The organism is Enterococcus sp. AMC1251, from assembly GCF_058216535.1.
This window is the reverse complement of the sequence record NZ_CM177098.1, coordinates 191499-206056: the sequence shown is the minus strand read 5'-3', so window position 1 is coordinate 206056 and position 14558 is coordinate 191499. Positions and strand designations below refer to the sequence as shown.

At 34.2% G+C, this 14558-nt stretch carries 11 protein-coding genes; 1 reads left to right on the top strand and 10 read right to left on the bottom strand.

The features are described 5' to 3' along the window. Positions 1 to 65: 65 nt before the first annotated feature. The 9 genes from AC4BBR_RS00850 to AC4BBR_RS00810 all read right to left on the bottom strand — a co-directional run bounded on the left by AC4BBR_RS00850 (position 66) and on the right by AC4BBR_RS00810 (position 12037). Complete coding sequence (locus tag AC4BBR_RS00850; protein ID WP_490460727.1) at positions 66 to 5294, bottom strand: MucBP domain-containing protein; 5229 nt, start codon at positions 5292 to 5294, stop codon at positions 66 to 68. A gap of 99 nt (positions 5295 to 5393) precedes the next feature. Next, positions 5394 to 6431 (bottom strand): WxLIP family cell surface protein, encoded by a 1038-nt coding sequence (locus AC4BBR_RS00845; protein ID WP_490460726.1) that lies wholly within the window; start codon positions 6429 to 6431, stop codon positions 5394 to 5396. Between the two features lie 158 nt (positions 6432 to 6589). Continuing rightward, the gene (locus tag AC4BBR_RS00840; protein ID WP_490460725.1) at positions 6590 to 7348 is read right to left on the bottom strand and encodes a WxL domain-containing protein; all 759 of its coding nucleotides are present in this window, start codon (positions 7346 to 7348) and stop codon (positions 6590 to 6592) included. Between the two features lie 69 nt (positions 7349 to 7417). Continuing rightward, the gene (locus tag AC4BBR_RS00835) at positions 7418 to 7642 is read right to left on the bottom strand and encodes a hypothetical protein (RefSeq protein ID WP_490460724.1); all 225 of its coding nucleotides are present in this window, start codon (positions 7640 to 7642) and stop codon (positions 7418 to 7420) included. Beyond that, positions 7643 to 7972 (bottom strand): hypothetical protein, encoded by a 330-nt coding sequence (locus tag AC4BBR_RS00830; RefSeq protein WP_490460723.1) that lies wholly within the window; start codon positions 7970 to 7972, stop codon positions 7643 to 7645. A gap of 1 nt (position 7973) precedes the next feature. Next, a complete protein-coding gene (locus tag AC4BBR_RS00825; RefSeq protein WP_490460722.1) occupies positions 7974 to 9047 on the bottom strand; it encodes a WxLIP family cell surface protein in 1074 nt (357 codons plus the stop codon). Between the two features lie 25 nt (positions 9048 to 9072). Continuing rightward, positions 9073 to 9744 (bottom strand): hypothetical protein, encoded by a 672-nt coding sequence (locus tag AC4BBR_RS00820; protein WP_490460721.1) that lies wholly within the window; start codon positions 9742 to 9744, stop codon positions 9073 to 9075. Positions 9745 to 9815: 71 nt separating this feature from the next. After that, entirely contained in the window at positions 9816 to 10538 is a 723-nt protein-coding gene (locus tag AC4BBR_RS00815) for a winged helix-turn-helix domain-containing protein (RefSeq protein WP_490460720.1), read from the bottom strand. Positions 10539 to 10930: 392 nt separating this feature from the next. After that, the gene (locus AC4BBR_RS00810; RefSeq protein WP_490460719.1) at positions 10931 to 12037 is read right to left on the bottom strand and encodes a tyrosine-type recombinase/integrase; all 1107 of its coding nucleotides are present in this window, start codon (positions 12035 to 12037) and stop codon (positions 10931 to 10933) included. A gap of 633 nt (positions 12038 to 12670) precedes the next feature. Between AC4BBR_RS00810 and AC4BBR_RS00805 the strand changes: the two genes are divergently transcribed. Beyond that, positions 12671 to 14128: a helix-turn-helix domain-containing protein gene (locus tag AC4BBR_RS00805; RefSeq protein ID WP_490460718.1), complete on the top strand. Its 1458-nt coding sequence runs from the start codon at positions 12671 to 12673 to the stop codon at positions 14126 to 14128. A gap of 133 nt (positions 14129 to 14261) precedes the next feature. Here AC4BBR_RS00805 and AC4BBR_RS00800 read toward each other — a convergent pair whose 3' ends face one another. Continuing rightward, positions 14262 to 14534: a hypothetical protein gene (locus tag AC4BBR_RS00800; protein ID WP_490460717.1), complete on the bottom strand. Its 273-nt coding sequence runs from the start codon at positions 14532 to 14534 to the stop codon at positions 14262 to 14264. Positions 14535 to 14558 lie beyond the last annotated feature (24 nt).

Here is a 14558-nt window from a genome sequence, read left to right as displayed (position 1 = left end):
GCTATAACTATTTTGAACTAAGTGAAAATCATCTTATTCTTTACCAACATTTATTGAAACTTTCTTTAAGGTGTTGCCTCAACTTGCCATAAAACAGAAGCTGTATACTTCCCTGTTTGATAGACTTTATTGGAGTGTACAATCAATTCTAACCCTGTTTTATTATCCGTCCATTTCTTACTGATGTTGTACTCTTCTCCTACTGTTGTTGCAGCGCCTGTTTCTATTGGTTGTGCTTGTCCTGTAAGCAACGGAACTTTTGTCGTTGCATTCTGTTTATAAAAGAACACATTGTTAATTACTTCGCTTGGGTTTTCTTTACTAGTCAATGGTTTTTCTAAGGTTGCCGAAAGTTTCCACGGACTTTTGTTATTCTTTCGAGTATCTTTGACAATTAAATCTTTATCATATTTCGGTTGCTCACCTTTGACTATCTTAGATAAATACTTGCTTCCAAAATCTAAAGTCTCAGGATATGAGCTGATAAATAGCGAGCCTTTGAAACGATAGAATAATTCGAGGGGTCCTTTAATCTCTTGTTTATCCGTAGGTGACTCTACTAATTCATAGCGTTCCTCTTCTAGTTTTGTCAATCGTTTTTTGATCTCTGTTTCATATTGCGTCAAATCAAGAGTAGACCCTATAATTACGGTTGAGTTGATCGATTCTACTGATGGTATGTCTTTCCCTTCTTCGTCCACAAATCGAATCTTCAATGCTACTTCTGTCTTCTTAACCTTATAAACCACTTTATCATTATCCATTTTAACTTGATACGTTTTTTCGTTTACCGGGCGTTCGATCACTTCATAATTCTGAGTTTGGAGTTCCTTAATTGCATCAAGTATGTCACGATCTTCACTTAAATCAAGTTTACCAATATCTCGTACCATTTCAAACTTTTTGATAATCGTATTCTTTTCATCGACGAATTCGACAGGAATCTCACCGTCGAGAGCGATTTGGAATTCAATCTGTTGCTCAGCATCTCGAGTGATGGTATAAGGGCTCTCAGGTCTGTATCCCGCAATTCCATACCCTTTATCCATAAATCCATCTATTATAGTCGTTATTTCAGAGTCTTCAATAAAATCAAATACTGTACCGATTCTCTTTTCAAGTCTAAGAGGTTCTCTTAATACATCTTCATTACTAATTGAAGCATTAAGAAATTCTACTACCAATGTCGCATAGGATCTAAAGTAATACGTAACCGGTGCGTTAGTCGCTCCGACTGGATAATTCGCTTCATTATCTGGTCTTTTTTCCAACACATGGTTCTCTTTATCCAATTCAGCAAGTGTATCTACTATACTCTGCTCTTTACTTAAATTAACTGGTTTGCCTACCTCTTTATCTAATTCAAGTGTTTTTAACTGCTCATTTTTTTCATTAACGAAATTAATAATTAATTTCGAATTTGTTTGGAATTTGTATGTGATTGTTTGGTCATCTGCCATAATCGGATAAGCATTTTCAGGCGTAGGTGACTCAAGCAAGACATAGTTCATTCCTTTATACTTATTGACGATATCTTGGATTGTTTTCTCCTGTGTTAAATCAACGGGCACGCCTATTTCTTTTTGTAACTCTACCGTGTCTTTACTATCGAGGATCTTGTTATTTTCATCCACGAATTGGACGGTTAGTTTTGCTTCTGTCTTGAATTGATAGGTTACCTTTTGTGCGTCGTTATTAGCCATCTCATAATCTGTTTCTTTGGCTGGCGAACTTAATAATGGATATTTCGCCTTAAGTGGATCAAGTACTGCTAATACATCAGTTTCTTTTGTTAAATCAACCTTGCTGCCAATTTGTTTAGTTAATTCTACAGTATTTAAAACCGCATTTTTTTCATTGACAAATTCGACAGTCAGTTTGGATTTCGTTTTAAATTGGTACGTAACTGATTCGTCTTTGTTGGCTATTGGATAGTTTGTATCATTTTTTGGTGTTGCTATTTCCTCATAGCCGAGTCCTTTTTGTTTATTGAGTAATGCCTTTATCTCAGCATCTTCACGTAGATTGACTGTGCTTCCTATTTTCTTCGTTAGAGTAATAGGCGACTCAATTTCTTTATTATCCTCATCAATAAAATTAACAACTAATTTTGATGTTGTTTGGAATTTGTACGTGATTGTTTGGTCATCTGCCGTAATCGGGTAAGTATTTTCGGGCGTAGGTGACTCAAGTACTTTATAGTTCATTCCTTTATACTTATTGACGATATCTTGCACCGTTTTCTCTTGTGTCAAATCAACGGGCACACCTATTTCTTTTTGTAACTCTACCGTGTCTTTACTATCGAGGATCTTGCTATTTTCATCCACGAATTGGACGGTTAATTTGGAACTTGTTTGATATTTGTATCTGACTGTTTGTTTATCATCTAACGTATTCGGGTAAGCGTCTTCTGGCGTAGGTGACTCAAGCAAGGTATAATTCATTGCTTTATACTTACTGACAAGTTTTTGTATAGAGTCCTCTACTGTCAAATCGACTTTGCTACCAATTTTTTTGTTTAATTCTACACTATTTAAAACTGTATCTTTTTCATTGACAAATTCAACAGTCAGTTTGGATTTTGTTTTAAATTGATAGGTGACTGTTTCATCTTTGTTAGCTATTGGATAACTTGTATCTTTTTCTGGTTTCGCTAGTTCCACGTACCCGCGTTCTTTTTGTTTCTCAAGCAACTGTTTTATGCCTTCTTCTTCACGTAGGTTGACTGTATCTCCTACATTTTTCTCTAATGTAACAGGTGTCTCAATTGGCAAGTTATCCTCATCAACAAATTGCACTGTCAATTTCGATTTTGCTGTTACAGTGATATTGACAGTTTCTTCTTTTTGTACTCCATCTTTTTCAGCACTGATCCGTGCAGTATATGGTGTTTTTGAAGCCTCTGAAGTAGTCTCCAAAGTTTTCTTTACAACTGAAAACTTAATGTCATCACTTAAACCTGTTATTACATCCCACGCTGTTGCATTAGATTTTTCTATAATCAATTTCTTTAGCTGATCATCTGTTAAATTTGCTATTTCAGATTTATCCACTGAGAAATCTTTTACGCCAAATACAAAGTCTTTTGGTATTTCTCCATCAATAACCATTACTGGAACTTTTATAATGGCTGTTTTATTTGGTTGCTCAGTCTTATCTGTCATAATAACCTCGGCATGTTGCAGACCAACTTTTGACGTATCAATGGGCTTTGTCTTCACATAGTTCGTCGTCACTGTGTTTCCAGGTAAATAAACTGGGTCTTTAATTAGTGATTCCGCCGTTTTATTCCAAGTACTGTCTTTTGCAACCACCTGAGGTATTGGCGTTGCACCTAAATTATAGACATTTACATTTAAATATTTATCTTCTGTTGGTAAGCCTGGTTGTCCTGCAGGATCTTCATTAATACCAAATAATGACGTTGTATATGTTTCAATTGTTCCTGGATTATTATTTAGCTGTTCAGGTAATTTCGTACGCGGAACCGTTACACTTCCAGTATTATTAACTGCTGAGAATGGTTTCTTTTCCTCACTTTTATCTGGATAGGTAACCGTCAGTGTCCCGTAACTCGAATCTAATGGCATCTTCCCTAAAGTGTAGTTGTAATTAAATTCCTGCTTCTTGGTATCTTGATATACATTGTATTCTTCTGGCTCTGCTTCGATTGAAATATACGGTAGTGCTACCCCGAAATATATATCCCACGTCGCACTAACAGATTCGCCAGCTGCTACAGGTCGTTCTGGAACTCCAGCTGTATATATATATGAAAGCAGATTATCAGGAAATAACACCTCTCCTGGTTTCACCTTATTATTTTCCATTCCTGGCTTCAGTCCACTATAAGTCAGAGCTTTCCACTCCTCATCACGATCAGCATCACCTTGTTTTTTATCAGGTCTTATTTCCCAATAAGCATACGGATCATCCACTCTAGGTTTGAAATCTATCGAAAATTCACTTTGACCTCCAGCAGCATCTTTCCCAAATAGACCATGAACTCCTCTACCATTTCCTAGAGATCTTATTTGAAACGGTTGGACATTAGTCATCCCGCCCGATGATACTTCTCCTTTATTGACAAATCCTAAATTCATCGTTGAATTACCTATATTTTGTATACTCATTCGAACTCTAAAACTTTGATTCGGTGCTATCCACATTTCATAAATAAATTTGATGTCAGGATTGAGGTATTTATCACTTGCTTCTGTCTTTACACGTACAATTTCCTTAGGATTACTAATTGATTTTTTTACATATACTTTCCCAACTCTATCTTGTTCAGCAACTGAGGTTAGAGGTGTCCCATTTTGGAACGGAACTATTGTCGGCATTCCAACAGTATTACCAAACAAAGAACCTACTCCAGCTTTAAGGGAATACCCAAATTTAAGCGGAAATCTATACAGCTCTCTCTTATCACGCATATACGAGTATATATTACCAGGAATACCATTATTTAGTAGTATTCCACTGGGTGTATCTGGATCATTAAAATTCTGATTCACAAACTGAGTATGTTGCCCTTGGGGGAGCAACTCCCAATCCGTCGTTGCCTCTTCTGCTTTAGGTGATGGATTTAACATTCGAGTATTTTCTTGTACAAGCACTTCTTTTTCCACTTGAACAGCTTGCTTTTGTTCATCTACTGCAATATCAAATGTTGCGTTATAATTTCCCGCTACAGCAGGGTCAATGGTCGTTTTTGATACAGTAACTGGTAATTCTTTGCCTGTATCTGTTCGCCATGCACGAGCGTTTGCTTTTTCTGTAACAAGTTGCTGTAATTCTTCAGCTGTCTTATTTTCTACTTCTTTCGCTTGAAACTGAATGTATTCTTCTTCACTATCTAGCTGCAATGCTGCTTGATTTTCTGCTAGTAGCGTTGTTCCCCCATTTGTTATCGTTACTGGGACTGAAATAACGTTGCTTTTCTTTGTCCGTTTGTTGGTCATTTTTACATATATTTGTCGATAGCCAACTTTCACACTACTTGGCTTTTTTATTTTCCCTTTTTCATTGCTATATTCGTAGGAAAAATCTTTTGTATTTGCAGGTAAGCTTTCTTTTTCAAAAAGCTTCTCAAGTCCTGATTTTGTTGTAAGTTCTGGAAATTCTTCATTTTGTGATAAAATCAGCTCTTTCGCAGTTGCACCTAATTCGTTTGTTGCTGGGTTTGCCTTTATTGAACTGCTTGGTAGGAATAGCCAACTGATCAGACCGATTCCTAAGAATAGTAAACCAACTGTAAACCAACTTTTCATTTTTTTCTTATTCTTCATGTCTTTTTCTCCTTTTTCGTTCTTTCTCCCCTACTCAAGCAAAAAACTATATAGCTTTAGCATTCAAATATTCGTATTTTCATATACCCCAGTGATTCATTATCTTTTTTTATGCTGTTTCTTTTTATAGTAAAAGAAGCTAATACCAATCGCTCCTAACAAAACAAGTAAAATAGGGAGTAGCCACCACCAATTTTTCTTAGGTTCTGAACTATCATCCATTAGCGCTTGCTTATTTATTTGTGTTGCTTGAATTTTTGAAAATTTGAAATTCCTAGCCCACTTCCAGGTTTGTCCATTTTTTGCCGTTACTTTAACATCTGCTGTATATTCATCCGCACTTACTGTTTGTCCGTTTAAAAATACAGGCATCTCCATTATGGAATTGGGCGCCATACGCAACTGTTTTTTTTCAAGCTCTACTAAGGATTTCTTTTCCCCTTTTTTTCTGATATTCGTCGTTGCTGTTAATCCTTCGGCAAACACACTTTTGGTATTTGATATATTCAAAAATAACGCATACCCACCATCTTTTAACTTTAATGATACATCGTTCAGTTTTAATTCTGGTTGTATACTTTGAGTCTCCGATTCGCTAAGTAGCACCCCAACCACAAAAGCGAATTTATTTGAAATAACTTTGTCTTGTTCTGACGTTTCTTTTTCTTTTAAGACGGGTTTTAATTGAATCCCTCCCGTCACGAAACCTTCGAACGCTTCTTGTGGAACATCAATCGTAAAATCAACGATCGTACTGCTATTTGCAGGCACCGAAACATTTTTGGGTCCTGTCATAATTTTAGATAAATCGTGTTTGAGCGATTTATCATTTTTCAACTCATTTGGCGAAAAGGTTGCTACACCATTGCCATTTGTTTTCGCACTACTAATAGCTATATCGATTTTCATCGGTTGTTTTGATGCATTTACTAACTTCATTTGAACCGTTTGTTGCATTCCTGGTTTTACTAAAAGATCATAATAACCAACTTTATCGTTTTTTTGATTTTCCGAGAAAATTATTTCGTAGGAAAAATCATCGATTGTTCCAGTGACATCCTCAGAAAAACCAACGATTGGCTGGAATAGAACAAATGAAATAACCAGTAGTAACATGTAATGTATCTTTTTTTTCATCTTTGTCTAACCTCTTATGATCTTTTTGCTTTACTTATTTTTTGTTACTGTTTAAAATAGAACTTACTTTAGAAATACAATAATTTAAAACGAACAACTTATAACAATAACTCTCAACACAATCTGTACACACTACTTATTTATTTGTTTTTTTAATATTATTTACCAATTGAATCCGTTAATGTCCAAGTTACAGTACCTTTGTAAGAGTGTCCAGCAGCTGCTGAACTATCTGGAACTGTTAATTTAGTATTCATAACTTTAGCAGCAACCCCGCCTCTAAAGTTATTACTTTCAGTTTTCGCCATAACTCTTTTAGATGTTGCATCTCCAGCTACTAAACTCATGTTTGTTGCTTTAAAATCATTTGTAGCACCTAATACAATTTTATCATTTGCTGTAATTGTTGGTGCTTTAGGTCCAAATGCATCACTCTTTGGGTTTTCTGGATCTTGTAATGGTTTTTGATAATCATTTGTATTTGGATCCACAACGTCCCCAATGAAGTAACCTTTAGCCTGCTCTAATTCATAAGTTAATGTTGATTCTAATGCATCTGGAGTAGTAGTAGCTTTTAGTTCTGATAAGTTTGCTTTTAATTCCCATGCAGAACGCTTGCCATCAACTCTATCATCATTAACAATAATGTATTGCTCTTTTACTACTTTGTTGTTAAAAGTTTTAGATGCTCCTATTGCAGTTTGTTTACCAAATTCAAAAGCACGTGGTTTGTGTGAAATAGCTAAGTTATCTTTAAAAGGTCCATCACCTTCAGATGTTCCTTTATCACTCTCAAACTCAATTCCTACTTCTGTTCTTTGTACTTTATCATCTCCAGGAGCTGCATTTGCTGTAGTAGCAAACATCCCTACTGCTACAGTTGATAATAATGTTACCATTGCTAATTGTTTTTTCATTTTTCCCATCCTTTTAGTGCATGTGTACAGATTGGTGACAGTTACTGTTATAAATTGTTCCCTTTTATTCTATTGCAAAAGTTCTATTTGTGCTTTCAACAGTGTGAATAGATAAACAATCAGACCCAAACTAACCAAAGTAATCCCCAAAAGACTGAAATTCATGATTAAAGGGGTTTTCTTCCTTTTTATTTTTCTAATTAGAAAAGCATCTCTTGAAAGCATCAGTAGGAAATATAGCAAGGCAACAATTGCTATCCCTCCTAATATAAATAACCATAAATAACTCTTCATTTAACAAACTCGCTCCCATAATTTATTTGACATAACCGTTTTTAAGCTAATCATTCCTACAAAAAAGATAAGTAGAGAAGTCCCTAGTAGCATCCAAATAGCTGTTGTAACCAGTTCTCCTGTTGAAGGTAGTCTTCCCATGGGCTTTTTCCTAGGTTTTATTGGATCCATCTTAGCTGGAGGTTGTATCTTCCCTTTAGAGTCCGAGCCCTTATCAAATTCAATTCCAACATCTGTTGTAGGGTGAGCTGCTCTAATTTCGGTTGTTTTGAAAAAGAACATCCCCCCCAGACAAATGAGGAACAACAGAACATTTATTCCTTTTTTCATCTCATTTCCCTTCTTTCTTTTTTCTCTTTTTCCTTTTCTTCCGTTTTCTCATTTTCCATTGATTCTCTAATTTTTTCCTTCTTACTGTAAGTCCAATTATAAGAGCAATTGTCATGACAGACAACATAACTGTTACTATTTTAATCCATAAAGGAGTAATAATTTTAAAAGCTGTTTCTTCATTCATTTTTTTCGCTTGACTACCACTAATCCGAAATTCTTTTTCAAGCTCCCAATTACCATATTCATTACTTGCTACTATACTTAACACATATAAACCAGATTTTATCGTGTCGCGCCCCATATCTATCTCAAAATCTGCCAGACTGTTTGGAGCCATGCTATATTCTTCAATTTTCTTTTCACGAATCACTTTGTTGGTTTCTTTTTCTTTCACTTCTGCTTTTATATTTAACTTAGATAATATTTTGGACTCAGTATTTTGCAACACGCCAAGTGTCATTTTTCTTCCTCTGACCAATGTCGATTTTGCATTTAACAAATTCAATGTTTTTGAGTCTCGGTAATCATCTCCGTTTTCTGATGTAATTAAACCAATCTCGTACTGAAATTTGTTTCCTACTGCTGCGTTGTCCTTTTCATCCAATTCAAAAATCAAACTTCCCATTTTTATCCCTGAATAGCTTTCTTTTGGTGCTTTTAGTTGAACTGTTACTTCTTTTGTCTCAAAATTTTCTACAGTTACTTCTGGTGTTTCTACTTTTACCATTGAACTTATTGGATCTACTAATGTTTTGTCCAGCTTTTTTAAATCATCTGTATATTCAATTGTTCCACCATTAGAACTGATAGCATTCGCTGCATAGATTTTCACTTTTACAGGGTCTTTTTTTTGGCTTTTTACCTTTACTGTTAATTTTAGTTCTTCTCCAGGCGTAGTTTGAAGATAAAAGTAACTTTCTCCAGGATCAATTTGTTTGCTACTCGGAACAGCTACCACTGCGAATCCCATACCTGTATCTTCATCGTCATTTGCTAATGCTTTATTTGGAAATAAACACAAGAGCAATCCTATAAATAAAATTATATATAAGTAGTAAGTTTTACTTTTCATTGAACTTTCAATTGCTCCTCATCTATTAAAGTTTAGAATTTTCATTTTTTATTGCTTCGACATAAATATCTACGTAGTAACGATTGTCGTCTTCTTGATACAATTCTTCTCCCAAAATGACCGTCTCCTTTTCTTGCCATGTTTCTAAGAATGAACGAACTGCTTGTTGTGCAGATGATTCGGTCTCAAATGGTCCTTTTGTCTCAATCACATCTCCTTCTTCATACTCTAACTCCTCTTCACTATCTCCTTTGTTCCCAATCATAGCTAACGCATAAACAATACTTCCAGATAACGCTGCTATAACGATAAAGGCAACGACATATGCATTAATGAATAGCAGAATAATATACAGTACATTTAATCCTACAAGCGCAATAAAAGCTCCTTTTGGATATAGTCTTCTTTTATTCGTAAGAAACAGAAAATAAATGAACACAAAAGTCATTGTCATTAAAAGAGCGCTTAGTGCAAAATACACAATTGATGTACGACCATTCTCATTCACTAGAAGTAAAAATTGATAAAAAAGGGACAATCGTTTATCAACATAAAAGTACGCTTCTTTATAATAAGAATAGAACATCACTAAGTATGTGATCCACATGACGGAAAAAATTCCTTCTATAAATAGGATATATTTCAATCCTTTATTCTGATGTTTTTCTGTTTGTTCTGTCGTCATCCTTTTTTTCAACCCTCAATCATCCTATTTATTTTTGGCCTTCCTTGCCATTATGTGTCCTTTTTTTAAAGTACGTTCAATCCTCACTTGATATCTAGCTTATATCCCTTCGACCGAATCGTCTTTATGTATTCCGGACTTCCGGGCGCTGTTTCAAACTTTTTTCGCAGATGGAAAATGAGGTTTGTCACTCTGTATTGTTTAAACGCCGCATCCTCTTTGTTCCCACTCCTTTTGTCTACCCAAATTTTTTGATAAATTTCTTCATATGATAATGTTTCTCCCATATGAATAAACAATTCTCTTAGAACTAAAAATTCTAATTTTGTTAAAGAAATTTCGAAACCATCTTTTAGCTTCAAGCTCAGGCTTCCTTCAATTAATTCGAAGTTTCCATTTATCGTTTTCTTTTCTGGTGATTCAATATTTGTTTCTTCTTCATTACTTGTATGCTTCAATAAATTTTCTAGTTGTAATAGAACCATACCTTTTTTGTCTTTAATATTTGAAATACCATCTGCTCCTAATTGAAAATAAATCATTTGGTGAAACTCGGAGATATCTTTGGAAAACACCCAGACAACTCCTTCAAACCATTTTCTTAATTCCAAAATAGTTTCGCATATTGATTCAAAACAAAGTTCTTGTCCTTCTTCAATAAAAATGATATTCATATCTGCTAATACTTTTTCATTATTGTTTATACAGTGGAAAAAAGAAGTGTCAAAAACGGAATGGTTGAAGACTTCTTTCTCAGATGTACTGTACATCTGTTCTTCCTCAGTTAAAATTCCTAACTTGTACATTCTTAAGCTCCCTCCTACTGTTTTATGTTTTTAACTTTTAGCTGATTCCCCAATAGGTTATCGCTAACTATGTGATTATTTATTTCATTTCTCCTAGGTTATTCTTTGCTCTTTCTTTGATAAGAAAGTAAAATTAGTAATAGTAGTAAATTACTAAAAATCAGTCTTGTTTTTTAGTAAAACGAGAACTAGGACTCATTTTCCTTGATAGATAAGGGATCTCTTTTTCGAGTGACGGCGAATGTGACGGTTAGTAACATGTTCTAGCAACATGTTATTAGACATCTACACTGGAATTTTCTCGCAAATCTCCTACTTTTAAATAATACGTGTTATTTAAAAAAGAAAAAAAGGGAGACAGATTATCTCCGCTAAATTATTTTTTAGTGAACTTAAGATGAGAATAAAGCTAGTTTATCGATCGCTTGACGTTGATCCTCAAGGAAAGAATAAGTATAGGTATCTAATGTCATTTTTATAGATGCATGCCCTAACAGTGCACTAACTGTACTTATATTGATGCCCAGCTCCACACATCGTGTAGCGAACGTATGGCGTAACGCATGGAATCCAACATTTGATATCCCTACTTTTGTTTTAATTCGTTCAAATCGATAGCTAATAGTTCTAGGCTCTACAGATTGTCCACGGTTTTCAATGACATAAGAAGAGCTCGCTTGACTTTTAGCCCAAATAAGTTGATCTTTCAAACAAGGCGTCAATGGAATCACCCGTTTTGCACGTTGGGTCTTAGGTGCTGTTTCAATTAATTTCGTTTTATAGACATTATTCGTGTAATCAAAGATGCGTTGTTTTGTCCGGCGTACATGGATCACTTGCTGGTCAAAATCAATGTCTTCCCATCTTAATGCACTGATCTCTCCAATACGCATTCCTGTTTCTAAGGCAAGCAAAATTGGCAAACCTTTAATACTTTTCTTGCTTTCATTTAAAACTTGAGCATGCTGTTGGCGGTTTAATGCTGGGACTTGTTCTTTTTGAACCTTTGGTAACGAAATTTGCTCTGCAGGATTTATGTATAGGTACCCTTTATCTCTAGCTGCTTTCAAGCAGCTCTTAACGATGCGAAAGACAATATGAATAGATGCAGGTGAGAGTTTATCTTTCAATTGTTCTACTAATAGTTCTAATAACTTTTGATCTACAAGATGTAAGGGCGTTTTACCAATAACTGGTAATATGTGTAAAGAAAGTTTGTTTTGATAACTTGAATAGGTACTTTCCTTAATGTTTTCTTTCATAAGTTGATTTAGCCAAATGATTGCCCAAGCCTCAAAAGATCCTTGGAAACGTTGTTGAAACGAGTGCTTCTCAAGAGAATACAGAACCTTTTGTTCTAACAGTTTTTCTCGAACTGCTCGATAAGACCTTCCATAGATATAGCCGTAGTGAATCGAACCATTTGCTTTTCTTGCTTTTGGATAGCGACCTTCCCAGCGACCATCTTTTCTTTTATATATGTTTTCGCCTCTTGCCAAAATAAATCATCCTTTCAAGTTTTATTGACGGCGGAATCGACGGCGGAAAAAAACGAGCTATTTTCTCCGACGAAATGAGATTGTTTTATAATAGGAAGTAACCTAATCAAATAATCGTCATTTTCCTAATGAATTTTGTTAGAAAAGAAGAAAAATTAAATTTTATCTTAAAAAAACCTTGTAATTTTAATTTATATCTATTAGAATTAAACAAGTAAGAAAATAATAACTAGATAAAAACGAACAAAACGATATATATATCAATAAATAAAAAGAACGTTTCTCGTTTTACTAAAAAACCAGAAACATTTTTTTAAATCGATATAAATTTAATCTTTTATTTTTCTCTATTTAATTTCCTTCTCTTTTTCAACCACAAACTATTTCCTCTTTACGTAAAACACTCTCCTTCCTTATTTTTATATAGCTCTATTCGAACTTAATTTAGTATATACGAAAAAGATTGCTCTTTTTTCTTTATCATTGACCTCTTAACTGTCAAGTAAAAATAATTCCATTTTTTTTAATTCTGTTTTATATTTAAAATAATCGATATAAAAGAGATAGAGGTGCATCGTCATATTAAACTATTTCATAAACGAAAAGAATCAAACGAAATTAGCGATTCTAAAAATGATTTTATTCGAACCTAATGGACAATTTATTCAAACAATTATGGAACAATGTTCACTAAAAAGAAGAACCGCTTCACGTTATTTAGCTGAGTTGGAAGCTGATATAACTGAAGTATTTCCTAATAAGAATGTATTTTTACACCAAACCAATCAAATTGATACGTTCACAATTTATAAAGATGATTCGGTTCCCTACACTCAAATTGTCAATTCGATGAGGCTAAACTACATTCAACAAGGAAATCTGTATATCGTGTTCAAGGCCGTCTTAATGAAAAATTATTCCTCCGTCAAGCAGCTCTCTTTAGATATTAATATGAGTACAGCTGCTGTGTATAAATACCTTTCAATCATTGAAGTGTTTCTTGAAAAGTTTGGATCTAAACTATCTATTACTCATAAAGAGGGAAACATCGTTGGTAACGAAGCTGGTACTCGTTATGCGTTTTATTTTATTTTTTGGTTTATTTTTAGAACGAACGAATTGAAAAAAAAGGATTCTTTTATTCCGCTGGAGTTATTTGACATATCTTCTATTTCTGAGTCTATTTGTTCCGATATAGAATTGTCTCTTTCTCAACGTTCAAAGTTGGAAATTCTGCAAGCAGTAACGTTGTATCGAGTCATTTATCGCAGACGAACACTTAATATGCCTGATGCTTTTTGGACCGATATCCAATTTTTTAATAAGCCAGACTTACATTTTAATCCTGAATTAGAAAAAAAAATTCCTACTGAGAATCTCAAAAATGAGCAGCTGTTCTTCTCTTTCATTATTCGGACACTGCTACATAACATAGATAGTTTTGAACAAAAGCAAGCAATTGTTACTGCTTATAAAGATTCTGATTTGGCTATTGCACATCAACTGTCTATTTTTTTGGCTAAATTCCAAAGTAGGTTTAACTTTCCAAAAACAGCAACAGATGAGGTTGAACTCTATTATTTTTTGATTATGGCTTTTGTTTATTTTAAACACACAAACATTAAGACGATAGATTTTTTTGGTGGTCATCTTTCATTAGAACGTTTCATGGAACAGAAGCCTTACTTCCAACATTTGGAAAATGAAGTAACTAAATTTGTTCAAGAGGAAGGTAAGACATTAAACTTACTGCTCGAATCTGAATCAAGTGAAACATTGACCCAGCTCACTCATTATCTTTTTTGGAGTATCGCTATTAGCGATCAAACACCATTAACCGTCATCTATATCCAGTGTTCCAGAGATGTTTATATGGCTGATTCTATTGAAAAAATGATTTTAAAATTCATTAATCCAGACATGATTAGGTTCACTAATAGGATATCGGAAGCCGATATTATTATTGCCGACATGTATGAAGGGGACTATCCTCAAGCCGATACTTTCTATTTTGAAGGCACTTTTGATCCTGATATTTGGTCAGAGATGATTTCTTTCATCACTAAAGTACTGTGGAAAAAATATGTTTAGTTTTTCCTTTTCAACATTTCTACTTCTTTAGGAGTAATAAACTTTCCACTATCGTTTGTAAACGTATAAATTTATCCATACTAAAAAGCATCGTGAGAACTATTCTACTGTTCTCATGATGCTAAATTTCTGATTATTCTACTGCCTGCATTTCCATATCATCTAGGCTAGCGCCTTCTGGTACAGGTATTTCTGTCCCGTCTTCAAATACTTTGATTGTTACTTTTTGTCCATCGATTTCTTCGGTACGTTCACTGACAACATCGGATTCTTTTTTATCCAATTTTGGTCCTTTTAATTCGCTTTTATCCTCTGATTCTTTTTTCTCTTTGCTTCCACAAGCAGTTAATGGAACTGTCATTAGTAATGTTAATAAAGCAAGAAATGTCATTGTTCTTTTTTTCATGTCTAAATTCCTCCTAAAATGTTT

Bases quoted from the DNA above. Each gene is read 5' to 3' on its own strand.
- AC4BBR_RS00845 (WP_490460726.1), bottom strand. From the start codon at position 6,431: ATGAAAAAAAAGATACATTACATGTTACTACTGGTTATTTCATTTGTT.
- AC4BBR_RS00805 (WP_490460718.1), top strand. From the start codon at position 12,671: ATGATTTTATTCGAACCTAATGGACAATTTATTCAAACAATTATGGAA.
- AC4BBR_RS00815 (WP_490460720.1), bottom strand. From the start codon at position 10,538: ATGTACAAGTTAGGAATTTTAACTGAGGAAGAACAGATGTACAGTACA.
- AC4BBR_RS00825 (WP_490460722.1), bottom strand. From the start codon at position 9,047: ATGAAAAGTAAAACTTACTACTTATATATAATTTTATTTATAGGATTG.
- AC4BBR_RS00835 (WP_490460724.1), bottom strand. From the start codon at position 7,642: ATGAAGAGTTATTTATGGTTATTTATATTAGGAGGGATAGCAATTGTT.
- AC4BBR_RS00800 (WP_490460717.1), bottom strand. From the start codon at position 14,534: ATGAAAAAAAGAACAATGACATTTCTTGCTTTATTAACATTACTAATG.
- AC4BBR_RS00850 (WP_490460727.1), bottom strand. From the start codon at position 5,294: ATGAAGAATAAGAAAAAAATGAAAAGTTGGTTTACAGTTGGTTTACTA.
- AC4BBR_RS00840 (WP_490460725.1), bottom strand. From the start codon at position 7,348: ATGAAAAAACAATTAGCAATGGTAACATTATTATCAACTGTAGCAGTA.
- AC4BBR_RS00830 (WP_490460723.1), bottom strand. From the start codon at position 7,972: ATGAAAAAAGGAATAAATGTTCTGTTGTTCCTCATTTGTCTGGGGGGG.